Origin of the sequence: Streptomyces kronopolitis, from assembly GCF_014646275.1 — a bacterium.
In the GTDB taxonomy this organism is placed as follows: domain Bacteria; phylum Actinomycetota; class Actinomycetes; order Streptomycetales; family Streptomycetaceae; genus Streptomyces; species Streptomyces kronopolitis.
Genome location: NZ_BMND01000012.1, coordinates 170950 through 194939 on the forward strand (window position 1 = coordinate 170950; position 23990 = coordinate 194939).

The following is a 23990-nucleotide window of genomic DNA, read 5'->3' on the forward strand; positions in this document are numbered from 1 at the left end:
TCGCGTCGGTCGGCGGCTCGTCACACCCGGAGCAGGTCGAACAGCTCGCCCCGGAGTCCCGGGTCCGTGCTGAAATCGCCGCGGTAGGCGGTCGATGTCATCTGCGCGGGAGCCTTGATGCCGCGCATCGACATGCAGAGGTGCTCGCCCTTCGCGATGACCGCGACGTCCGGGGTGCCGCTCAGATTGCTGATCTCCAGCGCGATCTGGTCCACGAGGCGCTCCTGCACCTGCAGCCGGTGCGCGTACTGATGGGCGACCCTGGCGAACTTCGACAGGCCGAGCAGCTGCCCGGTCGGGCGGTACGCGATCGTCACGGAGCAGTTGAACGGCAGGAGGTGGTGCTCGCACAGCGACCAGACCTGGATGCCCGAGACGACGACGAGCTGGCTTGTGCCGATGGACTCGAAGAGCGTGCCCAGCGAACCCGGGTCGTAGTTGATGAACTCTCGCCACCAGCGAGCGAACCGCGCGGGCGTGTCGCGCAGCCCGTCGCGAGTCGGGTCCTCGCCGATCTCCTCCAACAGCTGGCGGGCGATACCGACCAGTGGGTCCTCGGTCGTCCGCGACGCCGTCGCGTCACCGTTGAGGTCCAATTTTGTCACCGACATGCTGGCACCTTTCTTCTGGGCTTCGGGAATTCCGGCGTCACGGCCGGTATTCGGCCCACGTCTTGGGGGTCTCCGAGATACGCACGCAGGTCAACTCGGGAAACGTCACCGACCACGTGCGGTAGATCCAGGCCGCCATGTTCTCGGCCGTCGGGTTCTCGTCCATCACCTCGTTCAGATGGCGGTGGTCGAGAGTGTCGTCCAGCCAGGTCTTGAACGCGGACAGCTCTCCGTAGTCCCGGACGAATCCCACGGGCAGCAGGTCCGCGTCAGCGGCTCCGAGCTCCAACTCGATCATGTAGTTGTGCCCGTGCATCCGGGCACACTGGTGCTCAGGGGCAAGGCCGGCAAGCCGATGACTGGCCGAGAACTCAAATTTCTTCGTGATGCGAAATGCCATCGATCCGGTTTTCCTTCCGCTTCGCGCGTGCCGTGCTCACACGCCGCGTTTGTCGTCCCACACCAAGGTGTGAAGTCTGGTCGTGAGGTTCCAGCCGCGCTCCACCACCGCGTCGGCCAACTCGCTCATGTGCTTGGTGACGTCGTCGGCGCTGCGCCCGATCGGCATGATCCACACCGAGGACAGGTCGAAGGCGGCGACCAGCTCGGCCACTTCGTCGAGATCGCGGGTGTTCTGGCAGACGAACTTGAACGTGCTTCCCGGCAGCGCCGAAAGGCTGGTGAGCGCGTCGGGCACGATCCTGCGGTGCCGGGGGTCACCCGAGTGCGACAGCTTCGGCGAGACGTTGAACCTGACGCCGGCGGCGACGAGTTCGGGGTGCGCGGCGTGCGTCCCGTTGGTCTCGATCTCGATCTCTTTGCCACGTCCGGTCAGTGCCGCCACCAGCGGAATCAGGCGCTCCTGCTGCCCCAGGGGCTCACCGCCGGAGATCACTATCAGGTCGGTGTCGAAGGCGAGCAACTCCGCGACGACGTCGTCGACCCGGCGGCGGTGCAGTTCCTTGCGCGGATCGTGGGCGACCCCGCTCTCGGCGACGCCGGTCCAGTCCCATGTGTAGGGCGTATCGCACCACGTGCACGACAGATTGCACCCGCCGAGCCGCAGGAAGGAGCACCTGCGTCCCAGGGACCGGCCCTCGCCCTGGACGGTGGGGCCGAAGACTTCGTTGACCACGAGTTCCTGTTCCATGGCGCACCGTTTCCTAGGAGGGGGACGGCTCGACGGCCGCCGGCTTCTGCGCCCGGACGATGAACCAGTGCCGGCTCAGCCGGACACCCTGCTCGACGGAGACCGCGGCGACATAGCGGTCGAACGCTTCCTTGTCCGCCGCCGAGTCGTAGTTGTCGACGATCGGCACCTGATGCAGAAAGGTGTCCAGGTCCTCCGGCGAGTGGTAGAACTCCTCGAACCGGAAAGCCTGGTTGCGGGTCACGACGAATCCCTCGTCGGACAGTTCTTGGGCGATCCGCTCCGACAGGGGCGTGCCCTTCCAGCTGTCGAAGTCCTGGCCGCGGCCGAACGTCTCCTTCAGCTCGCGGGCGTCCTGCTCCCCGATCCCCATGTACATCACGACCCCGCCGGGCCGCAGCACCCGCTCGATCTCACGGACGATCAGCGGACCGCGGCGGGAGGTGACGACATCGGCGTATCCGTCGGGCAGTCCCGTGTCGGCGGCGTCGCACAGCGAGAAGGTGACGTGCGACAGGCCCGCCTCCGCCCGGTACCGTTCGGCGCATTCCAGCATCGACGGCGACAGGTCCATCCCGGTCACGGCTCCGTACGCGGGAGCGACGCGCAGCAGACTGCGTCCGTCGGCACAGCCGACATCCAGCAGCCGGGCGTGCGGCGTTCCCAGTGCGGTCGCCAGTTCGTCGAAGGCGGTGTCCGGGCGGCCGTCGGGGAACACGTCGGTGCTCCGCGCGTCGCTGAAGTAGCCGCCGAACCGCTCGGCCACTCGGGAGTAGAACTCCGCGTCCATCGTCATCGGCCGTGCACCTTCCGCTGAGCCACGGTCGAGGTACGGCCCCGGTGCGCACGCACCGGTTGCCCGCTTCTCCGTGGGAACTCCCTGACCAGGTCCGTCGCCGCTGTCGCGGGGGACGCTGTACTGCGCTGCGCTTCGGTTTCCGGGACGCCGGACGCGGCGGACTTCACCGCGTCCCGGGTCACTACGGTCATTGCACTACTCCTTGAGGCCGTCCCCTGAAGGGGCGCCGAGGTCGGCAGGACCCACTCTCCGGCGCCGCCCTATCGGCCCGGCATCACGGCGCATCCACGGCGGGGCCGGGCCGGGATAAGGCGGTGATAGCGCGAGCATGCGGCTGCGATGGGCGGCGGGTGCACGCTGATGACAGCAACGCCCGGTCGGATCGCGAACCGGGTCGCGCGGCGAAAAGAACGGAGAGGGCCATGACGAAGTTGCCGGCTGCCACGGAGGCCGCTGTCGTACCGGTGTTGGGCGCACCAGGACATGGGCACGGCGTGGCGCAGGGCCAGGTGGCCGTGCCGGCCGGCGACACGCCCTTCGGCAACACGCCGTGGACGTGACCGGCCGGCACTCCTTTCGGCCTCAGCAGACCGGCGTCATCGGCCTGCCCAGGATGGCAACGATGTCGGCCCGGACGGCGGCGGCCCCACTGTGATCGAGGATCCGCTCCCGGATCCTGGCCGATCGCGAGTAGTACCGGACGGCCTGGTCCGTGCGACGCAGATGGGCGTTGACCCGGCCGAGGTCGTGCAGCACATATCCCTCTCCGACGAGGTCGCCGCTCGCCCCCACCATGGCGAGGACTTCGAGCAGGGTCCGCTCCGCCTCCTCGTACCGCTCCTGGTACATCAGCATCTGGCCCAGCCGCCGCAGTGCGAGGGCCTGGCCCCGGCCGAAGCCGGCCGACCGGCAGATGCCCAGGGCCTCGTCGAGAGCGGAGCGGGTGCGCGTGAAGTCCGCCCGCCGCATGGTGATGTGGGCCATCTCGCCGAGCACGTACGCCCGGCCGATCACGTCCTGCGCCCGCACGAAGTGGCGCTCGGCGCTCTCGTAGAGGGCCAGTGCCCGGTCGTCGTCACCGTGGTGGCGCTCGATGCGGGCCAGGTCGCGCAGGCACAGCGCCTGGCCGCGCACCTCGCCGACCCGTTCGAAGATCTCCAGAGCGGCGCTGAGGTACGGGCCCGCCGCCTCGTGCTCGCCGCGGTACAGGTGCAGGGTCCCCAGCGAGCCGAGCACCGCCGCCTGGCCCCGTTCGTTGCCGGTCCGCTGCACGGCGGCCAGCGCCACCCGGTGGGTGCGCTCCCAGAGCTCCGGGTAGCCGCGGGCCTCGAAGAGCGTCACCAGGGCCGTGGCCAGCTCCCAGCACAACTCGTCCAGCCCGGACCGGGCCGCCAGCTCGACCGCGTTCAGCAGGTTGCCCTGCTCGCTCTCCAGCCACCCGAGGGGGTCGCGGAGGCAGCTGCGGACGTGGTCCTCCGGCGGATACCACCGCTCGCCCCGGCCGGCCACGAGGGTGTACGTACCGCCGTAGATCTCCTTGTGCGCCCGTTCCACGAGGGCCATCCAGCCACCGACCATGCGCCGCACCGCTCCGGCGCGTTCCGCCTCGGTGCTCTCCTCGGACAGCCGCTCGCGCGCGAACATCCGCACGATGTGCCACATTCCGCACCGGAACTCCCCGTCCCGGTCCGTCGCGGTGATGTCGAGGAGCCGCATGTCGATGAGTGGTTCCAGCAGGTCGGTGGGGTGCGGCGTGGTGTCGTCGAGCAGGGCGGCACCCAGCCAGCTCGGAATCTCCGTCCCCTCGGCGAGGCTGAGCAGGCACAACAGCCGACGGTCGGCCGCCGCCAGGCCGTCGTAACTGAGCGAGAGGCTCGCCCGGATCGACAGCTCGCCGTGCGCCAGCTCGTCCAGCCTGCGCTGCTCGTTCTCCAGCCGGTGCCACATGGAGGTCAGCGACCAGTGCGGGCGCGCGACCAGGCGCGCGCCGATGATGCGCAGCGCGAGGGGCAGCCCGCCCACCAGGCGGATGAGGTCCCCCGCCGCCTCCCGCTCGCTCTCCACACGCTGCTCTCCGATGATCCGCCCCAGAAGCTGGACGGCCTGCACCTGACCGAGCGGCTCCACGTCGAACCTGCGGGTGCCCGGCAGCGCCGTGAGCTGGCCGCGGCTGGTGACCAGCACGCCGCTGCTGCCGGTTCCGGGCAGCAGCGGCATCACCTGGGACTCGCTGACCGCGTCGTCCAGCAGCACCAGGATGCGGCGCCCGGCGAGCAGACTGCGGTACATCTCCGCGCGCTCGTCGAGCGCCTCGGGTATGGCCTGGCCCGGGACACCCAGCGCGCGCAGGAACCGCCCCAACACCTGTGCCGGACCCACCAGTTGTCCGCCCGCCTCCCGCAGGTCGCAGTAGAGCTGTCCGTCCGGGAAGTGCTCGGTGGCGAGCCGGTGCGCCACATGCCTGGCCAGCGTGCTCTTGCCGACACCGGGTCCGCCGAGCACCAGGACCACGTTCAGCTGCCCCTTGTCCTGCCCCTCGGTGACGGCGTCGCCGACCGCCGAGACGAGTGTGCCGTCGGCCACGAAGTCGCCGATGTCCGCGGGGAGCTGCCTGGGGGTGACGACCGGGTCGCGGTCGGCACCGCGCTCCTGCGCGGCCTCGGAGCACAGCGCCGGCGCGACAGCCCGCGGTGCGGCAGGTTCCAGTGCCAGGCCGGGGTCGTCGGTCAGGATCGCCTGCGCCAGATCGCGCAGTTCCCTTCCTGGCTCCAGGCCCAGTTCCTCGGCGAGCATCGCGCGGCCCCGATGGTAGGCGTCCAGCGCCTCCGCCTGCCGGCCCGATCGGTACAGCGCCACCATGAGGTGGCCCCGCAGCCGCTCCCGCAGTGGATGGCAGCCGACGAGCTGCATCAGCTCACCGACCAGGTGCTCGTGCCGGCCCAGCTCCAGCAGCAGCCGCATGCAGGTCTCCACCGCCTCCAGGCGCCGCTCGTCCCACTGCGCCGCCGTACCGGCCAGGGCCTCGCTGGGCAGCCCGGCCAGGCACCGGCCCCGCCACAGGCCCGTCGCCGAGCGCAGCCTCTCCACCGCCGGCATCTTCCGGCCGTCACGGGCCAGGGCGTGCGCCTCTGCCACCAGGCGACGGAAGGTGCCGATGTCGGTCGCGTCCTCCGCCGCCCTCAGGATGTACCCGCGCGCGCGGGTCTCGATGATGGCGTCCACTCCCCCGTCCGAAAGTGCCTTGCGGAGGCGGGAGATGCAGATCTGCACCTGGGCGCGTGCGGTCTTCGGCGGGTCGTGAGCCCAGAGGGCGTCCACCAGACGGGTCGTCTCCACCACCCGGTTCAGTTCGAGCACCAGCGCCCCGAGGACGATCTCCTGACGCCCGGGCGCCACGGATACCGGCCCCCGCTCGCCGCACACTTCGAGCGGCCCGAGCACCCGGATGGGAGCCGCTGCTGCGCCATTGCCGTCGAAACCTGATGAGACTGCCATGCATGACCTGCTTCTGTGGGGTATCAGCCAGGCGAGGTGGTCCGGCTTGCAAGTTGGGCGGAACGCATACCGACCTGTCTCATAAGTCGTAACCGTCGGCCGCGTGGCCGAGCGCCTTCAGCAGCCCGGCCGCCGCCGACCGCCGCCCGGTGACCTCCACCCGCCCACGCGACAGGCGTAGCCGTACCAGGGCGGCCGGGGCCGGGCCCGGCGCGGGCGCGGCCGACGTCGGCGCGCCGTCCCACGGCTGCCCACCCGCCGCGGTCTTCCGGGGCGGGGAGATCCCCACCGAGGTGGTGTCGTTCATCGAGACTGCTCCGATCAGCGGTGTAGCGGAAGGGGAGACGGAAGGAAGGGTGCGGCGCGCCTGGAGGAGAGCGAGGCCGTGGTGTGCGGGTGCGCCGACCCGGCACGCGCGCTCCCTGTGCTGTGCGTGCCGGGTGCGGCCGGCGCGACGCCGTCACACGGTCATGACGGCGTCCGGGGCTGCCGAGGGCCGAGGGTGCTCCGCGTCTCGCGGTGCGCGGGGGCGCCCGACGGGACGTACTGGTGGTGCGCGGGCTTCTCGCCGCGGTGGAGGATCCGGGCGCTCCTTCAACCTGCCCGGGAGAAGTGGTGACGGTACTGGCCCGGTGTGACACCCAGGGTCCGCTTGAAGCAGCGGTGCAGGGTCTCGGCGTGGCCGAAGCCGCAGGACCGGGCGATCGCGTCGATGGTGGTGTCCGTCGTCTCCAGCAGGGCCCTGGCGGCCTCGACCCGGACGGTCTCCACGTAGGCGGCGGGGGTGAGTCCGGTCTCGGCGCGGAAGACCCGGGTGAAGTTGCGCTCGCTCATACCGGCCCGTTCGGCCAGCACCCGGACGGTCAGATCCTCGGCGAGGTGGTCGGTGACCCAGGCCTGCACGTCCCGCAGCGGTTGACGCGTGGGCCGCTGCGCGGCGAGCTGGGTGCTGAACTGCGCTTGCCCGCCCGGGCGTTGGACGAACATCACCAGCATCCGCGCGACGGCCCGGGAGACCTCGGGCCCGTGGTCCTCCTCGACCATGGCGAGCGCAAGGTCCATCCCCGCCGTGATGCCGGCGGAGGTCCACACCGCCCCGTCGTGCACGAAGATCTGGTCCGGGGTGACCGTGACGTCCGGGTGCTCCCGGGCCAGCCGCTCACAGGCCGCCCAGTGCGTCACCGCGCGCCGCCCGTCGAGCAGTCCGGCCCGTGCGAGCAGGAACGCGCCCGTACACACGGAGGCGACCCGCCGGGCCCGGCCGGCCGCCTCCTTGAGCCAGCCGACCAGCAGTTCGTCGTCCACCGCCTCCCGATCACCCGGTCCGCCGACGACCACCAGGGTGTCCAGCGGGCCCTGGCACTGCTGGACGCCGCTGCCGGCCGCGATGTCGATCCCGTGACAGGCCCGCACCGCTCCGGCGCCGCCCGCGACGATCTCGACGGCGTAGCCCTCCCCCTCGGGCACCCACTGTTCGGTCTGCGCGAACACCTCATGCGGTCCTGCCAGGTCCAGTACCTGGAACTGCGGATAGAGGAGGAAGACGACGCGCCGTTGTGTCACCTGGTCATCATGGCCCGCCGCACCATTTGGCGGCAAGGACACAAACATGACGATCTCCGCCAAGTGCCCGGCGCCGGGCGCCGTCTCGGGCGGGTACGGCGCCAGGCGGCGCGGCGGGCACGGCACTTGGGGACGGGAGGTGGTGACGGTAAAAACCGCTCCGGCACTCGGACCGGCCAACACCGCAGAAGCGACACGGCGTTCGCCCTCGGGTCGCTTCTCGCCCGCTGCCACACGGCACGAGGGGCGTAACGAGCAAGCAGACTGACGCTGTTTCACCAACCGGGCGCGCACCGCCATGGGAAACCGGACCGGCGGCGTGGCGGGGCCTGCTGCTGTACCGACGTGTGTCCTTCGGAACGAGTTGAGCACCCTGCCTCCTTTGTGCGAGCCCGCCACGTCTGTGGTGCCAGAGGGGGCGGAGGCTCTTCACACTCATGTCACGCTTGTGACCAGGGCAATCGTGGAGCACCACGACACGGACCACGAGATCGGCCGGCCACCACCACGACACTGGGCACGTGATGGCGGAAGCGACCTCCCGGTTCCGTCGCACAGGTGAGCGATCCTGGTGGTTCTTCTCACGGTCTGGATCACGCATCCATTTCCGGCGCGATCCGTCCTCGTAAATGAGGACGCTCACGTCCACACAAGGAGGCAGGGATGTCCGGACCGGCAGGTGCACCGCGGGATGCGGCACGACTGCTGGCCACCGCGGCCGAGCGCGCTCGTGCGGGCACCGGTCGTCTGGTCCTGCTGCGCGGTGCCACCGGAACGGGCCGCACCACGGTCCTGGAGGCCGCCGCCGAGGAGGCCGCCGCCCACGGCATGCGGGTGCTGCGCGTCCGCTGCTCCGCCGGCGACTCCGCGGTTCCCTTCGCCGCACTCCTGCAACTCCAGGGCCCGGTACCCCTGTTCGCCGATCTGGTATCGGGCGGCGACGAGCAGGCGACCACCGCCGGACTGTGGCGGGTGCTGCGGTCGTACGCCGAGCAGCCGCCGCTGCTGATCACCGTGGACGATGTGCACCTGGCCGACGCGGCGTCCCGCCGCTGGCTGGCGGAGGCCGCCCGGCTCATGGACCGGCTGCCGATCGTCCTCGCGGTCACCGAGCGCAGCCAGTACGACGTCGACCCGCCCGCACAGGGCCTCGCCCACAGCCTCTCCCCCGCCCTGGTCACCACCCACACCCTGCCCCCGCTGTCCGACGCCGCGGCCGCGACGGCGGCCCGTTCGGTCTTCCCGGACGCTCACGACGCCTGGATCGAGGACTGCGTACGGGCCGGCGCGGGCAGCCCCCTGCTGCTGCGCGCCCTGCTGGACGACCTCTCCGACGGCAGCCACCCGGTCGTGCCGCGCACCTCCGCGGCGCTGTACCCGGGAGCCTTCCCGGCGGCCGTACAGTGGTGGCTGGACTGCGCCGGGCCGGCCACCGCGGAGGTGGCGCGGACCCTGGCGATCCTGGACGAGGGCTGGGACCACGAGCCCTCCGCCGGCGCGGGGTTCCCCGCCCTCCACATCCCCTCCCTCCTCGCCGAACTCTCCGGCGCCGACCCGGCCAGGGTCGCGGGCTGGATCACCGCGATGACCGGCCTCGGACTGCTGCGCCCCGACGACATGGGCCGCGCCCGCTACGCCCACCCGCTGCTGCGGGACGCGGTGCTCGCCGGCGTCCCCGCGGACCGGCGGCGCGCCGCGCACCGGAAGACCGCCGAGGCGATGCTGCACCTCGGTGCCTCCAGCGAGCTCGTCGCCCGTCAACTGCTGCTCACCGACGTGGTGGACGTGCCCTGGGCAGCGCCGGTCCTTCAGGACGCCGCTTGCCTGGCGTTGCGTGAGGGGCACATCGAGGACGCGGTGGCGTTCCTGCGCCGCGCTCTGGCCGAACCCCTCTCCGACGAGGGCAGACAACGCCTGCTGACCGAACTGGGCTCGCTGGAGTACGCGGTGCCCGGCTCCTCGGCCGCGATCCTGACGCTCACCGAGGCGATGCGGCTGCCGGGGCCGCCGCAGGAACGGGTGCGCGCCGCGGTCGCCCTGGGGACGGCGCTGACCGGCCGCGGCAGGACCCGCGCGGGGGTCGAGATGCTGCGCTCGCTGTACGACGCACTCGCCGAGCGTCCCGACCTGGTGAGCGTCCTACGGCAGGCCTTTCTGCAACTGTCGGAGACCGACCAGGCGGTGCGGCAGGAGGCGTACAAGCGGCTGGCCGAGGCGGCCGACCGCGCGCCGGAGTCGGTCAGCACGGCAGGTCACGCGTTCCTGGTGAAGTACGCGGTCACCGCGGGGCAGAGCTCGGCGGAGGAGGCGATGCTGCGCCTGCGCGCCCTGCTGGCGGAACCTGCCGACCTGTTGTCCGAGCCGTACCTGCTGGGGACGGCCGCCGCGGTCGCCCAATGGGCCGACGAACTCGACGAGGCCGAAGGGCTGGTGGAGCGCGGTCTGGCCGGGCAGCGCCCCGACGTCCTGCACCCCATGCAGGAAGCGCTGGTCAACACCCGTATGGACATCGTCGCGGCACGGGCCGACTACGCGCGGCTGCTGGCCGATCCGCCGCCCGCCGCCGCCAACCCGACCAACGCCCACGCCCACGCGCTGTCGGCGCTCGTCCAGACGGGCCGCGTCGCCGAAGCCGAACGCCTCGCCGACGCCTTCGACTTGCGGACGGCGCCGGGGTCATGGGAGCTGATCCGGTTCCTGTACGCGCGCGGGGAGCTGCGTGCCGCGACCGGTGACCCGGCGGGAGCACTGCACGACTTCCTGGAGTGCGGGCGCCGCCAGTCGGCCCGGGAGGTGTTCAGCCCGGTCGTCACCCCGTGGCGCACGGCCGCCGCCGAGTGCCATCTGGCGCTGGGCGACCCACGGGAGGCGGTCGCCCTGGTCGAGGCGGAACTGCGCCTGGCCCGGGTGTGGGACACCCCCCGCACGGTGGGCCGGGCTCTGCGTGTCCTCGGCACCGCGATCGGCGGGCGCCAGGGCCTGGACCTGGCGCAGGAGGCGGTGGGGCTGCTGCGAGGCGGCCCGGCAGGCCTGGAGCTCGTGGCGGCGCTGCTGGCCCTGGGCCGTCAGCTGACCGCCTCGGGCGAGTCGTCCCGCGCCCGCGACATCCTGCGGGAGGCGGCCGAGATCGCCGAACGGCTGGGCGCGATACGGCTGCGGGACCTGGCGGAGGAGGCGCTGCGCGCGAGCGGCGCCCGCCGTCCGGCGACCCGAACCGGTGCCGCCTCGCTCACCGACAGCGAACGCCGCATCGCCGAACTGGCCGCAGGAGGCCGCACCAACGCGGAGATCGCGGACCTGCTGCATCTCGCCCGCCGCACCGTGGAGACCCATCTGACCCACAGCTACCGCAAGTTGGGCATCCGGCGACGCAGCGCCCTGAGCCAGGCACTGACCGCGGACGACACGGCGGGCCCCTCGCTGACCGGCGCCCGGGACGCGCAGCGCACTTGTGACACCGACGGACAAGGAACAGGCTGAGGGCCGAGGCGTGCGCGGGTCAGCGCTGCGCTACCTGCGCGCCACCAGACGAAGACAGAACTTCGCAGGCGCGAGGTTGTGCGTCCCGTCCGCAGACGCTGTGGAAACCCAGGCGACCGGCCGCGGACGGCCACCGAGCTACGCGAGCTGGTGGCGGCTGTGGGCAGTCTCCGGCAGTCGAAAGTAGACGGCGGAGGAGACCAGGCACAGCACGTCCACGTACGCGGGGAAGAGGCCGACGTGCCCCATGTCTTGAACAGCGTGCCGACATAGACCACCCCCTGATCGTCTACCGAGACGACGAGCTCGGGAAGCGACCTGGTGGTGTGCACGCAGAAAGTGCCTCCCAGGTCGGAAGGCACTTCCGCGTTCCTGTCTGCCGCTGCCGGTTACCGGCTGCGCCCCTGTAAACGGACGACGGGCGCAGGAACAGGTTCTCAAGACCACGTCAGGCCGAACCGGAGTCACGCCGCGGGGTCAAGGGCAGTGCCCTGACCCGATGGCGAGTGGCTTCGGGGCGCAGGTAGTGAGAGTCGCTGGCCGGATCTATCCGTTGCTCCACTGATCTTGAGAGCCGACCGGACGCGTCTGCATGACGACCTGCGGCCCGGACTTGGGATCGTTCATGGTGCGCTGTACGGGAACGGAGTACTCGGTCTGCCCGCGGAAAGGTTCAGCGAATTGGAGCACGAGGTTCCCATCCACCTGCACCCGAGGCTGCCTTCGGATGAGCTGGGCCTCGCTATAGCCGGGTATCTGGAACGTGTGCTCAGTGGCCTCGGTTGTTGATGTCGCAGTAGATTCGCCGTACTTGGCTGTCACTCCCGCTTGGATGGCCGTCTTCACGCCCGCGGGTGTGGTAGACGTTGCGGGCGCCCCCGGGACTTCGCCGCCGATGTTCGCGCTCGCAGATACTTCCCATCCCTTGGTTGTGGTCTCTCCTTCAGTCTTGGTGTACTTGTAAGGTCTCCCGTCTTTAGAGTTGTTAACGCTGCCGTCAGTCTTCGGGATTATGGCGTCCACCGGCGGCGCGGGCTGGGTGCTGGTGATGTCGAACCTGCACCCGGTTTCCGGCACGGTCATGGTTCCGCAGGCCCTCTCCAGGGATTCCTGGGTCACCGGAAGGTCACCTCCCGCGAACGGATGACCCTGGTTGTTGTTCAGTTCGAAGGACAGCTGATCCGCCTGCTTGAGCTCCGGTCCCTCTGCGTAGGTTTCTTGATCTTTGCGTACAGCCTCGATGAATTCCTTCGAGCCGAACTCCACGCCTTCACCAAGTTGGCCGACGGCCCCACCTGTGCCGAACTTGCCGGGGCGGATCTCGCTCACCGTGGCGACCTGGCCGTCCTCGCTCGCAGGATTGACCGGCGCATCGGCCGGCTGCTGACTCTGCGCGGCCTCAGGGGCCTGCTGGGCGCCGTCGGGCTGGCTGACCGGGGCGGATGTTCCTTCAGCGGCCTGAGCGGACGGGGCGAGGGCCCCGCCGCCGACAACAGCGAGAGTCGCCAGGCCAAGTGTGGAGCGGACTCGGACGCGGTCCACCTTGGTGTCTTTGCGGTGTCGTCCTTTGTTGCCCATGATGCGGTGTTCTCCTTCGCAGTTGACGTGGCTCGGATGATTCCGAAGAGAGGGGATGGAGGGTTCATCGCCGACCGAAGCCGGGGGGGAATCGCCGGCAGGTTCTACGTGATTCGCGGGCGAGAGCCGCATTGAGGAGGCGGGATTTGTTCCGGCCTCAGTCCGACAGGGTGCGCAACGGCGCCAGCAGGTGGGTGCGAAAGAGCCATTCGGCAAGACTGGTACGGCCGGTGGCGACCGTGGCATAGCCCGTGCCGGACAGAGGCATTCCGCTGCTGTCGCTGATGTTGCGCAGCGGATAACGGGTGCCTTCGGTGCGACCGGGCAGATCCTTGATCGGGCCGAGCGCGGCTGTGGCGACAGTGGCCCGGCCGGAGGGTCCGCTGTCCACGGTGGCGGTCGCGACAACCGGGCTGCGGAAGAGGCCGACCGACTTCAAGAGCACGTGGTCACCCGGCCGGAGTCCGCGTGCACGCCCCTCGTCGGGCAGCACCAGCACGGTCCTTCCCTTCGTCGCGATATAGCCGCCCGTCGCCGAGACTTCCACCTGGACCGCGGCCAGCGGCACGACCACGGCCGCGACCAGGACAATCACCCCGAGCAGCCGGCGTGGCGTGCCGGCCCTCGGCGATCGGGAGCACATGGCAGATCCGGCGAACCGGCCCGCGCCGTAGAGCAGGCAGCCCGCGCCCAGCAGCACAACCACGAGCGAGAGCACCGCACCGACCGCTCCCCACGGCAGAACCGCCGTCAACACCTGCGCCAGAACAGCGCCCACCAGCAGCACCGGGAAAGCCAGTGCACACAGCCCGAACGGCACCGACCACGCCCGATCGAGTCTCTTCGCAGGACACGCCGAGCCGAAGAACACGCGGCCCAGCCACCCCCGGGCGTCGGCCATCGCCCGCTGGCGCAGGAACGGTACGTCCACCATGGCCATCAGGGCGAGATAGCCATCGAGCTTGACGAAGGGCACCAGGTTGAACGCCGTGACGAGCAGGTTGGCCACGGTCAGCAGCCACCAGAACGTCGCCGCGTCCCCGGTGCTCAGCACCCCCGCGATCGCGGAGGCCGCCGCCACCCCGACGTTCACGATCACACCGGAGAGCGCCACCAGCGCCCGGTGTCTAGGTGCGGCCAGCCGCCAGCCGTCCGAGACATCGCAGAAGAAGGCGGGGGCCAGGTAGAAGAGCATCACCCCCATACGCCGCGGCCGGCCGCCGAAATACGCCAGCGCGATCGCATGGCCGAATTCGTGCAGCACGCTGACGGCGATGACGGCTGCGGACAGGATGACGGTGATGTGCAGGGGGACCGGCTCGGATACCGCGCGGACCAGGCTCCCCCTCCCCACGAGTCCGGCGCCCGCTCCGCCGGCGAGCAGCACGGCGTAGAGGAGCGGAACCGGCTGTCGGGTCAGCACCCTTCCCAAGGCCTGCAGGCGGCCTGTGAAGCGTTCCGGCCGTAGCAACGTGAGCTGCAACGACATCGGCTTGCGGTAGCTGACCCGCCGGTCTGAGGCGGACATCGGCAGGCCGGGGAGATCAAGCAGTCCCAGGGCATCGAACCGCGTCAGCAGCTCCAAAGCCCTCTGCTCGCCCACCACGGCGGCCCATTGCACGAGCACTTCCTCGCGTGTCCGTGAACCGTCGAGGCCGGCCAGGAGCGCCGCGGCATCGCGGCCGAGCCGCAGGTGACGGCCGTCGGGCAGGTGCGCGAGCACGGCTCCCTCAGCGTCGTCCCGGCCGATCTCCACGCCCTCCCGCCGGGCAGGGTGGGCGGGCAGTTGCTCAACCGCGGAAGCAGTGGTCCCGCGCTCGTGTGGGGAAGTGCTCGCTGGCATGGAAAGGCTCTCTCGCAGGGGGTAAAGGGACGAAGGCGAATGCCAGGTGGGGCGGACGGGGCTCGATCCACCCCACATGGACGGGCCACGGTCCACCCCACCCGGCCGCTTCCCTACCAGCCGTGAAGCTGAGGAGGGGGTGCCTCCGCGCAGGCCGGCGGGAAGTGTGAGGGGCTCCCCGCACCGGAGAAGGTCGGGGCGTCAAGCGCCTCCGATTCCTCGACTTACCAGTGCTGGTTCGGGGCCGTGGTGTGCGCAGCACCCATCTGTGGCAACTCCTCGTCTTGGGCGTGGCAGCCGTCACGGGTGCGACGTTGGTGACCGCGCAGAACTGTGTTGTCGGCGACGGGAACAGCACATCAGCGATCCGGGGAGCCTCGCCTCACCCGCAGCGGGTGAAATGAACGGTCGTGCATCGCCACCTGTCAGCTTCGGCGTGGGTGGCGCATGCACAGGCGATGGCATGCACGCGACATGTCCGTAGGTATTTGCCGCTGCCCCCCTGGCTGTCTGCAACGCCTTACCGGACTTTCCGAAGGAAGAGGAAAGAGCCCTTTCGGTCAGCGCGCACGCCACGTTGACTTCTCAACGGCACGAAATGAGAACTCGTACAAAGTCAAAGGCGCTTCATGGAGTATGGAGATGGAAGCTCACGCGACGGCTCCGGACCGGACTGGCTTCAAACGCCGGCCCCGGCCCTTGCCGCTGGTCCAGTGGGGCCGAGTCTCGACCCCGCGCCGAAGCTCGCGATGGCCCGCATGGGTCTGCTGTCCGGTGCAGTCGGCTACGCGCTGGCCGACTTGGAAGCGCTCCCGTGGCCAGATGCGGAGATCTCGCGAACACTTCAGGCAACGGTGTGGCTGGAGATAGCCCACTGGTACTGGCGGCGGCAAGCCACCGACGATGCGTTGCGTGCGCTACGGGAAGCGCTGCTGGCTGCCCCCCACGGACTCCGATGCCTCTTCGTCGACAGTCAGCACTGGTGCCGGGAGCTGGTGCTGGCCTACGCGGGTGAACGGCTCGGCCGCAACGAATACGTGCGGGAGCTGCTGGCCCTGATGGGTGAGAAGCCTGGACACCCGGAGCAAAAGACAGAGTCCGGCACGCGCGAGGTGCCGTTTACCCGCCGCGAGCTTGATTTCCTTCGCTTGCTCCCAGAGATGATGACGGTGGACGAAATGGCGGGGAGCGAGCATGTGTCGATCAACACCGTCAAGACGCATCTGAAAAGCATCTACCGAAAACTGGGTGTCGGCGATCGACGGTCGGGGGTTCGCGTTGCGCAACAGCTCGGGCTGTTGTAGCGGATGACGTATAGCGGGCGGTGCCGCCTCGCCCCGGTCGCACTGTGCGCCGCGCTCCCCCTCGATGCTCACCTGGCCGTTCCGTCTACTTTCACTATGGGAGAAGAGGCGCGGGTGAGTTCTGTGGGAGTGGTTGTTCGGGCTCGGTCATCGTTTCGGCAAGGTTGGCTCTTCCATCGACGCCGAGTTTGCGATAGACGCGGGTGAGGTGGAACTCCACGGTCCGGCGGGCGATGAATAGCTCAGCAGCAATTTGCTGGTTGGTCATTCCCTCGGCGGCGAGCACAGCGATGCGGCGCTCTCTGTCCGTCAGTGCGTGGATTCCTGACTGCCGTTTCCGGCGTGGACGTGCTCCTGTGGCGAGCAATGCTTGAAATGCACGTTCGGCCAGGGGTTGGGCACAGGACGCCTCGGCCAGGGCGAGGGCTTGTCGGAGCCGGGCACGGGCTGGCTCGGTCTGGCCGGCCTCGTACAAGGCTTGCCCCAGATCCGTGACAGCGTGGGCGAGATCGGTGCGTGCCTGCGTCGTTTCCAGCAGGGTGACCGCCTCGGAGAGGGCTTCGAGGGCAGACGGACCTGTGGTGAGCATACCGAGGACCCGCAAGCTTGCAGCCATCGTGCGCGGGCTACCCCACTTACGCGCGAGTTCCAGCTCTTCCCGGGCCAGTCGTGTTCCGGTTGCAAGATCACCGAAGTGACCGTGGATCAGGGCGGCCTGAGAGCGCCAAGGGGCCATCGCAGGATTGTCGTAGCCGCCGGCCACCTGGCGGCGGCCGCACTCCTCCAGGTCGCCCAGGGCGGCTTCGTGCTGGCCTTGAACCAGCCGTAGCTGAGCTCGTGAAGCCAGCAGCGGTGTCCAGCTCCAGTGGTTGCCGACGGGCTCCTCGAAGGCGGAGCGGCACACCCGCGTCGCCTCCGGGATGTCCCCGAGTTCGAGCAGGGCATGGACGACTTGGGCCGCGGCGTAGGGCCGGTAGCGCTGATCGGCCGACGCCAGGGTGACTGCCTCTCTGCCCAGCTCCAGCGCAGAGTGGAGGTCTCCGAGCCGGAACGCCAACTTCGCTCGCTGCGACAGGACCAACGACCGCAGCAGCGGAGGCTGCCTTTCCAGCCCATTGGCGATCAGCTCCTTGTACCAGCGCGCTGCCTCCTTCAACCGGTCGGCATGGAGCAGGGCCATGATGGCGAAGGCCCCGGTGAGCATGGGGTCGGTAGGCGGGTCGAACCGACCCAGGGCGTGTTCGGCCAGGATGACGGCGGTGTGCGAACCCCGGCCGGTGAGGGTCGTCTGCAACGCGAGCGTGGCCAGCAGGAAGCGCTGCCCGGGGGTGTGCCCATTGAGGCCCTGGCCGATGCTGCCCCGAGTGATCCACATGTCTGCCAGCATCGGGCTCTGCTCCAGCAGCAGCAGGATGCCTTGTGCCCACAGCCGGTAGAGCGACTCCTGATCGGCTTCAGGGATCTCGGCGGCGAACGCGTCGAGCAGGCCGATGGCCTCCTCCGCATGACCGGTGCGGGTCAGAGCCCCAGCCAGGTGCGGGACCAGGCGGGCACGCTCTGCCGGTTCCGCCTCCTCTGCCACCGCCGTGCGTAGCCTGTCCGCAGCCGCCGGATTGGTGTGGACCTCGGTAATGCGTAGCCGGGCGAGGATCTGCGCCCTGTCGGCCTCGGCGGGCGGCTCCCGCAAAGCCCGGGCCAGATACTCCCTGGCCGTGCGCATATCGAACCGGTCCATCGCCTGTTGGGCAGCTGCCCGCAGCACCTGAACCCGCCACGGAAGGCCCTCCGGTTCGGTGGCGAGCAGCAGGTCGCCAACCTCCGTATCGCTTCCGCCCAGGGCCACGAGTGAACTCGCCGCTTGGGCTCGCAGTTGCTTGCCCACCGCCTCGCCGACTTGTGCCAACAGGGCCTCTGCCACCAGTGGGTGGGGCAACTGCCATGGCGGTCCCGGCTCGAACAGGCCCGCATGTTCGAGGACGGTGACCGCACCGGCCACAGCGACCTGATCGAGGCGGACGACGTCACTCAACAGCGCCATATCGCGGACGCGTTTCAGTACGGCCACCGTGGCGGCGACCTTGAGAACCGAGGGTGAGTGCCGCCGCATCAGAACCGGCAGGTGGTGCATCAAGCTACGGGCGATCAAGGCCTCCAGCCGAAGCAACTCGGCCCTGACTACGGGTATGCCACTACGTAGAAGATCATCAGCAAGTGCGCCCAGAACATAGGGGTTTCCGCCGGTGGCCCGTCGGCACAGGGAATGCACCTCTGGTTCGAGTTCGGTGCCCAGTGCGTCTTCGAGCCAGTCGGCGGCGCCGCGTGGCGAGAGCGGCGAGGGACGCAGCCACCGGCACCCCGGTTGAGTTCTGAGCTCTGCCACCAAAGTGTCTTCTGCACTGTTCGCGCCCATGCGATGGGCGACACCCAGCGATATGCGGCTGCTGGGCAAACGGCGTGCAAGGTATGTCAGCCATTGCCGCGACAGCGGATCTGCATCGTGCACATCGTCGATCAGCAGCAACAACGGTGCACGCTCGGCCAGCCGCAGTGCCAGCATGAACAGAGCATGAATTTGTGGAAAGGAGGTTGGGGAGGGATCAGTGCTGATTCGCACGTGGTCGGCATCCGGCTCGAAAACCCGCCGACAACACTCGGCAACACCGGACAGCAGCGATGCACGCTCATCGGGCCCGGCCGCCAGGACAGCAGGTTCAAGAAGCTGACGGACGGCTCCGAACGGAAGGCCCCGCTCCTCAGCGCAGCAACTCGCCTGCAACACCGTCAGCCCCTGGTCATGACCGTGCTGAGCTGCCCACGCCAGCAAAGCGCTTTTCCCCACGCCGGCAGGCCCCTCCACCACCGCCACCGCCCGTCCGCCACCGAGCGACTCCCTGACCATCGAGGCCAAGGCATCGAGCTCCGCGGCACGCTCCAACACCGTCACGATGATCACCACCAATCTCAATGCCGGTGACGCCCGGCAGTTCTTCACGCCTTCTGAAGTCCGTCGCTACCGTCGTGGCCCGCTGGCCCACAGGCGAAAGCCTCGGAATATCGACCAGCCCCCTTCGGGGTGGACGTCTCCGGGGTCGATGCGCAGCATCGGGTCATGGCTTCAACCAGTGGGACAGCGAGGACGCGTGTCGTTCACGAGTGGGCGCGACCGCGCGCCTGGGCGACTGTCGCATCCGACGACCAGTCGTGGTCGCTGCGCCGGGCAGTGGTCTTGCTGCCGGTCAGTTCGTTCGGAGGCACGAGTTGAAACTACGACTGTCCATGAATGTGGGGGCGGACGGGACAACGGTGAAGTACAAGTACCATAGCGTGGCGTTTCCGCCCCGGACCGTCCGGGCGTGAATGCCGCGCTCGCGCCAGGAGAGCGCCGACGTGTTCCGGGCCGATTGCGGACTTGTCAAATTCCCGCTCCTGCGGCGACCTGACCGCGAAGATCCGCCTCACCATCGACGCCTCCTTTCCTGTCCTGGCCGCCGCCGTCACCGCCGGCCAGCCGGTCACCGAGCCTGTGGACCGTTCCGGGTGCCTCGCCCCGTCAGCGTCCGCCCACGGACGCCCGCCCAGCTTCGACCGTGAGAAATACAGGGCCAGACACACGGTCGAGAAGCGCATCGGGCTGCTGAAATAGGCCGAGGCATCACGGCCAGGTACTCACGACTCGCCCTCTGCTACGAACAATCATCCAGCCGGCCCTGAAACGCCAAGCCCTGTGACCACATCTCAATCAAACCTTGACCATGGCATCCGCGCCGATTTCTTGTGCCGGACGACGGCGCAGTGGCCGGTGGCTGTCAGGCGCTCTCAGTCCCGCAGCCGTGCCGTCCACGCGGCTGCCAATGAGAAGAGCACGATGGGGAACGCATCATGCTCCGGGTGAGTGATGCACTCGCCCTGCAGAAAACAGGCCTCGCGTTTTCCGGTCTCCGGGCAGCGCGTTGGAGGCCACCCAACTGACCGCCGAAACCGACGGCCCCTTCGGGACCACTCAAGGCGACCACGATATTCCATCGCGAATGCGCCGTACTTTGCATGCGAGCCCACCCGCCAACACCCCCTGCCGTGGCTCGAGGTGGATCTCACCCGCTGCGGGTGAAGCGGGCCCACCGCGCCTCCTGATGTCCTCTTCTCTGTCGCCGACAGCAGCACAGCTCGGCGCCGCGAACTGACAGCGCACCTGGTGTCAGATACCAAGGAGATGAATCAGATGGAAAACCACAACAGCGCTAACGCACTGCTTCTGGACGTGGAGGAGCTGGAGGCCCTTGACGCTCCGACCTTTCCCGGTGCGGGCGGCATCCTGGGCCTGGCCACCGGCCTGCTCGGTGCCATCGCCCCCATCCTCACGGCCATAGGCTGGTAAGAGAGGAATGCCGGGCGGGGCGGATCGTGACCAGCCGCCCTGCCCGGCACCCCTTCACTTCTGCGGCTCGTGCCCGGCTGCCTGTCGGCGTCGGCCGAACCGTGGTTCTGGATCACTTCCGCGCTCGGAGCCACGGAGGGCCACCGAACCGCGATCATGAACAGCCGTGAGTGATAGCCGCCTCCAGGACCTGTGACTCCCATAGGTCGAAGTGCGTCGTGATCGAAAACGCAGTGCCCCCGACGGTGAGGCCGACCTGGTGCTACGCATCCGCATCGGGGGTTGGACTTCGCTCCACACTGGTTCCGACACGGGGCGGCCACCAGGATGCTCCGGACGGCGCCCCCGTCGAGATGGTCTCCGGTCCTGGGACCTGCTGCATCAGCACCACGACTGACACGTATGGACACCTCACCACCGAGGACGCCCGCTGAGTCCTGGAGGACACAGGCTGGTTCGCAAGCCGGGAGGTGAGGCTGTGACACAGCAGATCTCGGAGACCACCCAGTTCCACAAGGCGCCGCCGGCTGAGCAGGCGGATCTGTGCAAGAAGTTGCTGGCTGCCGTCCACCCCGACTACCGGGCGCGGTATTGGTCTTCGAACCCGGCCCCGTCTTCGGCAGCGTCTCCTGCCTGCGGGCTGCTCGTCCGCACGGAATGTGCAGCGCACACCATCAGCGGTGAATGGCGCAGGGCGGCCGCACAAGGGGAAGTCCACCGCGAGGGCAGCAACCCAGATCCGCGGAAGCGAGAGCCTACCGGTCCTGTTCGGTGACAGGATGCAGCCGCCTCCACCCGAACGAACTGCCTCTCACTCAGCCTCGGCAGCGACGCCGGCCCCTGCGCCCCAAGATCCCGCGGACAGCCTTCGTCCCACACCTGCCGCCACCGCTGCACCGAACGGCCGTCCGTCAGGTGGTCAGACCGGCACTGGTCAGCCAGATGTGTTCGCAGGTCGCGGATGCCCCTTGCAGCGTCTCGCGGGACTCTTGTGAGGCGTGGTAGAACGTCCGCTCGATCATCCAGCACAGGGCGCGTGCCATCGCTGAGGCTTGTTCTGGTTCGGTGCCGTCCTGGATGCCGGCCCGTTCCAGGACGGCGGTGATGGCCGTGATGAACAAGTCCGCTGTATGGCTCCACAGCTCGCCGATCTCCGGCACGGTCAACGACAGGTCGATCGCCGTGCGCATGACCAGGCCGTGCTCGTTCCACAGCTCTACCGTGCGCTGCATGGCTTCTGCGATGGCCTGGCGGGGCTCGTCGGTCTGCGCGGTGGTCCGGGACCGCTCCCACAGATGCTCGACGGTACGCGCCACGAGTGCCACAACTACTTCTTGCTTGGAGCCGAAGTAGAAGTACAGGGCGCCGCGTGTGATGCCGGCGCCCTGGGCGATGTCGCCGACGGTCATGGCGTTGTAGCCCTTGTGCGCGAGCAGGGCTTCGCAGGTGTCCAGGATGGCCCGCTCCCGCAGATCGCCCTTGCGTTCGGTGCTGCGTCGGCTCCGCGCGGGGTGGTGGCTGGACATCAGAGCTGAGCACCCTCGTCGAAGTCGGTCGTGCGGGAGAGCGTCTCCCATGCGCGGATGTCCTCGTCCACGGCAGTGCGCGCAGTGGTGACCAGCCGCAGCGCGTCCGAGCCCAGGACGAGGTGGGCCGGCGGCTGGTCGACCGAGGCGATGCGCACGACGGCTTCTCCGGCCTTGGCCGGGTTGCCGAGCTGGTTCCCGCTTGCCTTCTGGCGCGCTTCACGGATGGGATCGAACAGCTCGTCGTAGTCGTCGATGGTCCGCGCGGCGCGTGTCATGGACCGTCCGGCCCAGTCGGTGCGGAAGGAGCCGGGCTCGATCGCCGTCACGTGGATCCCGAACTGTGCGACCTCCTTGCCCAGTGCTTCGAGGATGCCTTCCAGGGCGAACTTGCTGCCGCAGTAGGCGGACATGCCGGGCACGGCCATGAGGCCGCCCATGGAGGTGACGGCCATCAGGTGTCCGCGGCGGCGTCGGCGCATGTGGGGCAGTGCTGCCTGCAGGGTGGCCACTGCCCCGAATACGTTGATCTCGAATTGCCGCCGCACCTCGGCCAGCGGGGTTTCCTCGAAGGTGCCCTCCAGGCCGTAGCCGGCGTTGGCGATGACGACATCCAAGGGGCCGACGCCTCGCTCCACCTCCGTGATCACATCCGAGACGGCGTGGTCGTCCGTCACGTCCAGGATGCGGCCGCGAGCGTAACCGGGATTGAGCCCCTCGAAGGCCCGCAGGTCCCCCTCCGAGCGGACCGTGCCGACAACGGTGTGACCGGCAGCCAGGGCGGCCTGGGCGAAGGCACGCCCCAGGCCCGTGCTGACGCCGGTGATGAGCCAGTTCTGCCTCTGCATTGCTCCTCCAGGAAGGTCTCGCGGGGAGCCCGACTGCTCCCCGCCCAGAAATTCTACACGGTGTCAATTTTCACCTTCGCCACGTTGATTCTGGGATACTCAACGGCATCACGCCTGGACTGGGGATATCCGGCCGCACCGAGATCGGGGCCCGCTGGCGCAGACCGCTGTGCGCACTGGCTGGTGAGCTGTGGTGCCGTCCCGCGAAGTCGCTCCGGCCGTCACCGTCCACATCCGGCAGGTCGTGGCTTGGCATGGTCGGGCGTCGCGGATCATTACCAGGATGCCGAGTAGCGGTGGCTGATGGACGCCTCGGTGGGTCCTGCCGGCGGAGACGGGCTGGTCAGCGTCAGGTGGCTGTTCACCTCCGGGATCATTCCCACGTGTCTGGTGTGATCACGGCGTCGAAGTCATCCTGGATAGCCCCGTTCACCGGCTGAGCCCACAGCAGTTCGGCAAGCTGATCACAGCCTTGCGGCGTGAAAGCACCGACCAGGCATGCAGGGGCCTGCCGTGAAGCTTGCCGCCGGAGGACCGGGTCCTGTTGGCGTCGCGTATTGGCGGACAAACCTGACCTTTCGTCAGTTGGCGTCGCTGTTCGGGGTGTCGAAGTCGGCCGCTGGCCGCATCATCGACCACCTCGGGCCATTACTCGCTCTCCAGACCCGTAAGCGGTTCCGCGACGGCACCGTGTTGATCGCGGACGGCACCTTGGTCCCCACCCGCGATCACACCGCCGCCGAGCAGTCGAAAAGCTACCGCTACTCGGCCAACCACCAGGTCGTCATCGACGCCTACAGCCGGTTCGTTGCCGCCGTCGGCGGGCCTGTCCCGGGCAACCGCAACGACTGCAAGGCATGGGAAATCTCCGGCGCAAAAGCCGCTGTCGGTCACACCACGGTGATCGCCGACGGTGGTTACCGGGGCGCTGGACTGGTCATCCCGCACCGACGCGAACCCGGCCAGACCGAACTCCCAGCCTGGAAAGAGGACCACAACATCTCCCACCGGAAAGTCCGTGCTCGCGTCGAGGAGCCGCCCTGGCCACCATCACACCGGAGGCCATCCGGGACAGCCCTTGGACCGTGTCCTATGTGGTGAGGCGTACGTATCGCTTGTAGCAGCAGATGGCGGCGGCGAGTCCGGGAAAGGCCAGGTAGTTGCGGTGGTCGCGTTCGTAGCGGGGGCTGAGTCTGCGGTAGCCCGACAGCCACGACATGGTGCGCTCGACCACCATCTACGCCGCCCTTACCGTTCGCTGGGCGCTCGGGTTTGAAGTAGCGGCCGCGGTGAGGGTCGTGTCTCGTTTGGTGGCCCTCGGCCATCGGCTTCAGCCCTTGGCTGTCGTGGGTGTTCCCCGCCGAGACGCCGACGACCAAGGGCAGTCCGTTCGCGTCCGACAGGATGTGCATCCTGGA

17 protein-coding genes and 2 pseudogenes are annotated in these 23990 nt (G+C 69.0%); 6 read left to right on the plus strand and 13 right to left on the minus strand.

Annotated features, from left to right (window positions below):
* Positions 1–20 precede the first annotated feature (20 nt).
* Genes folE through IEY78_RS16045 form a run of 4 tightly spaced genes read right to left on the minus strand, consistent with a single transcriptional unit; the run spans position 21 to position 2557 of the window.
* The gene (gene folE, locus IEY78_RS16030) at positions 21–611 is read right to left on the minus strand and encodes a GTP cyclohydrolase I (protein ID WP_189098760.1); all 591 of its coding nucleotides are present in this window, start codon (positions 609–611) and stop codon (positions 21–23) included.
* Between the two features lie 37 nt (positions 612–648).
* Positions 649–1011 (minus strand): 6-pyruvoyl trahydropterin synthase family protein, encoded by a 363-nt coding sequence (locus IEY78_RS16035; protein ID WP_189098762.1) that lies wholly within the window; start codon positions 1009–1011, stop codon positions 649–651.
* 36 nt (positions 1012–1047) lie between these two features.
* On the minus strand, positions 1048–1761 hold the full coding sequence (locus tag IEY78_RS16040; protein ID WP_189098764.1) for a 7-carboxy-7-deazaguanine synthase QueE: 714 nt from the start codon (positions 1759–1761) through the stop codon (positions 1048–1050).
* 13 nt (positions 1762–1774) lie between these two features.
* Entirely contained in the window at positions 1775–2557 is a 783-nt protein-coding gene (locus IEY78_RS16045) for a class I SAM-dependent methyltransferase (RefSeq protein WP_189098766.1), read from the minus strand.
* A gap of 425 nt (positions 2558–2982) precedes the next feature.
* On the opposite strand from IEY78_RS16045, the gene IEY78_RS16050 reads away from it, so the two are divergent.
* Entirely contained in the window at positions 2983–3120 is a 138-nt protein-coding gene (locus tag IEY78_RS16050) for a hypothetical protein (protein WP_189098768.1), read from the plus strand.
* Between the two features lie 22 nt (positions 3121–3142).
* Here IEY78_RS16050 and IEY78_RS16055 read toward each other — a convergent pair whose 3' ends face one another.
* The 3 genes from IEY78_RS16055 to IEY78_RS16065 form a co-directional block, all read right to left on the minus strand.
* Entirely contained in the window at positions 3143–6055 is a 2913-nt protein-coding gene (locus IEY78_RS16055; RefSeq protein ID WP_189098770.1) for an AfsR/SARP family transcriptional regulator, read from the minus strand.
* 79 nt (positions 6056–6134) lie between these two features.
* The gene (locus IEY78_RS16060; RefSeq protein WP_189098772.1) at positions 6135–6362 is read right to left on the minus strand and encodes a hypothetical protein; all 228 of its coding nucleotides are present in this window, start codon (positions 6360–6362) and stop codon (positions 6135–6137) included.
* Positions 6363–6649: 287 nt separating this feature from the next.
* Positions 6650–7618 (minus strand): GlxA family transcriptional regulator, encoded by a 969-nt coding sequence (locus IEY78_RS16065; protein ID WP_229699983.1) that lies wholly within the window; start codon positions 7616–7618, stop codon positions 6650–6652.
* A gap of 663 nt (positions 7619–8281) precedes the next feature.
* Here IEY78_RS16065 and IEY78_RS16070 point away from each other — a divergent pair.
* Complete coding sequence (locus IEY78_RS16070) at positions 8282–11098, plus strand: AAA family ATPase (protein ID WP_189098776.1); 2817 nt, start codon at positions 8282–8284, stop codon at positions 11096–11098.
* Between the two features lie 546 nt (positions 11099–11644).
* Here IEY78_RS16070 and IEY78_RS16075 read toward each other — a convergent pair.
* Both IEY78_RS16075 and mpaP read right to left on the minus strand, forming a co-directional pair.
* Positions 11645–12676 carry a hypothetical protein gene (locus tag IEY78_RS16075; RefSeq protein ID WP_189098778.1) on the minus strand — a complete coding sequence of 344 codons (1032 nt, stop codon included), beginning with the start codon at positions 12674–12676 and terminating at the stop codon, positions 11645–11647.
* Between the two features lie 157 nt (positions 12677–12833).
* Positions 12834–14399, minus strand: coding sequence for a daptide biosynthesis intramembrane metalloprotease (mpaP, locus tag IEY78_RS16080; RefSeq protein WP_189098779.1), 1566 nt, complete (start codon positions 14397–14399; stop codon positions 12834–12836).
* A gap of 878 nt (positions 14400–15277) precedes the next feature.
* On the opposite strand from mpaP, the gene IEY78_RS16085 reads away from it, so the two are divergent.
* Positions 15278–15823 carry a helix-turn-helix transcriptional regulator gene (locus tag IEY78_RS16085; protein ID WP_189098781.1) on the plus strand — a complete coding sequence of 182 codons (546 nt, stop codon included), beginning with the start codon at positions 15278–15280 and terminating at the stop codon, positions 15821–15823.
* 94 nt (positions 15824–15917) lie between these two features.
* On the opposite strand, the gene IEY78_RS16090 is transcribed toward IEY78_RS16085, so the two are convergent.
* Entirely contained in the window at positions 15918–18776 is a 2859-nt protein-coding gene (locus IEY78_RS16090) for an ATP-binding protein (RefSeq protein ID WP_189098783.1), read from the minus strand.
* Between the two features lie 456 nt (positions 18777–19232).
* Here IEY78_RS16090 and IEY78_RS16095 point away from each other — a divergent pair, with 456 nt between their 5' ends.
* Complete coding sequence (locus IEY78_RS16095; RefSeq protein WP_189098785.1) at positions 19233–19466, plus strand: hypothetical protein; 234 nt, start codon at positions 19233–19235, stop codon at positions 19464–19466.
* 567 nt (positions 19467–20033) lie between these two features.
* The gene (locus IEY78_RS16100; protein WP_189098787.1) at positions 20034–20198 is read left to right on the plus strand and encodes a hypothetical protein; all 165 of its coding nucleotides are present in this window, start codon (positions 20034–20036) and stop codon (positions 20196–20198) included.
* 911 nt (positions 20199–21109) lie between these two features.
* On the opposite strand, the gene IEY78_RS16105 is transcribed toward IEY78_RS16100, so the two are convergent.
* Together IEY78_RS16105 and IEY78_RS16110 are read right to left on the minus strand one after the other, a co-directional pair.
* Positions 21110–21724 (minus strand): TetR/AcrR family transcriptional regulator, encoded by a 615-nt coding sequence (locus IEY78_RS16105; RefSeq protein WP_189098789.1) that lies wholly within the window; start codon positions 21722–21724, stop codon positions 21110–21112.
* Positions 21724–22572: an oxidoreductase gene (locus IEY78_RS16110; protein WP_189098791.1), complete on the minus strand. Its 849-nt coding sequence runs from the start codon at positions 22570–22572 to the stop codon at positions 21724–21726. Before IEY78_RS16110 ends, IEY78_RS16105 begins: the two co-directional genes overlap by 1 nt.
* Before the next feature lie 383 nt (positions 22573–22955).
* Between IEY78_RS16110 and IEY78_RS16115 the strand changes: the two are divergent.
* Positions 22956–23604: pseudogene (locus IEY78_RS16115) on the plus strand (transposase family protein); the annotation flags it as partial.
* Positions 23605–23662: 58 nt separating this feature from the next.
* Here the strand turns inward: IEY78_RS16115 and IEY78_RS16120 are convergent.
* Positions 23663–23990: pseudogene (locus tag IEY78_RS16120) on the minus strand (transposase family protein); the annotation flags it as partial.

Bases quoted from the DNA above. Each gene is read 5' to 3' on its own strand.
- IEY78_RS16050 (WP_189098768.1), top strand. From the start codon at position 2,983: ATGACGAAGTTGCCGGCTGCCACGGAGGCCGCTGTCGTACCGGTGTTG.
- IEY78_RS16070 (WP_189098776.1), top strand. From the start codon at position 8,282: ATGTCCGGACCGGCAGGTGCACCGCGGGATGCGGCACGACTGCTGGCC.
- IEY78_RS16075 (WP_189098778.1), bottom strand. From the start codon at position 12,676: ATGGGCAACAAAGGACGACACCGCAAAGACACCAAGGTGGACCGCGTC.
- IEY78_RS16040 (WP_189098764.1), bottom strand. From the start codon at position 1,761: ATGGAACAGGAACTCGTGGTCAACGAAGTCTTCGGCCCCACCGTCCAG.
- IEY78_RS16045 (WP_189098766.1), bottom strand. From the start codon at position 2,557: ATGACGATGGACGCGGAGTTCTACTCCCGAGTGGCCGAGCGGTTCGGC.
- IEY78_RS16055 (WP_189098770.1), bottom strand. From the start codon at position 6,055: ATGGCAGTCTCATCAGGTTTCGACGGCAATGGCGCAGCAGCGGCTCCC.
- IEY78_RS16100 (WP_189098787.1), top strand. From the start codon at position 20,034: ATGAATCAGATGGAAAACCACAACAGCGCTAACGCACTGCTTCTGGAC.
- IEY78_RS16085 (WP_189098781.1), top strand. From the start codon at position 15,278: ATGGGTCTGCTGTCCGGTGCAGTCGGCTACGCGCTGGCCGACTTGGAA.
- IEY78_RS16060 (WP_189098772.1), bottom strand. From the start codon at position 6,362: ATGAACGACACCACCTCGGTGGGGATCTCCCCGCCCCGGAAGACCGCG.
- IEY78_RS16110 (WP_189098791.1), bottom strand. From the start codon at position 22,572: ATGCAGAGGCAGAACTGGCTCATCACCGGCGTCAGCACGGGCCTGGGG.
- folE (WP_189098760.1), bottom strand. From the start codon at position 611: ATGTCGGTGACAAAATTGGACCTCAACGGTGACGCGACGGCGTCGCGG.
- IEY78_RS16035 (WP_189098762.1), bottom strand. From the start codon at position 1,011: ATGGCATTTCGCATCACGAAGAAATTTGAGTTCTCGGCCAGTCATCGG.
- IEY78_RS16105 (WP_189098789.1), bottom strand. From the start codon at position 21,724: ATGTCCAGCCACCACCCCGCGCGGAGCCGACGCAGCACCGAACGCAAG.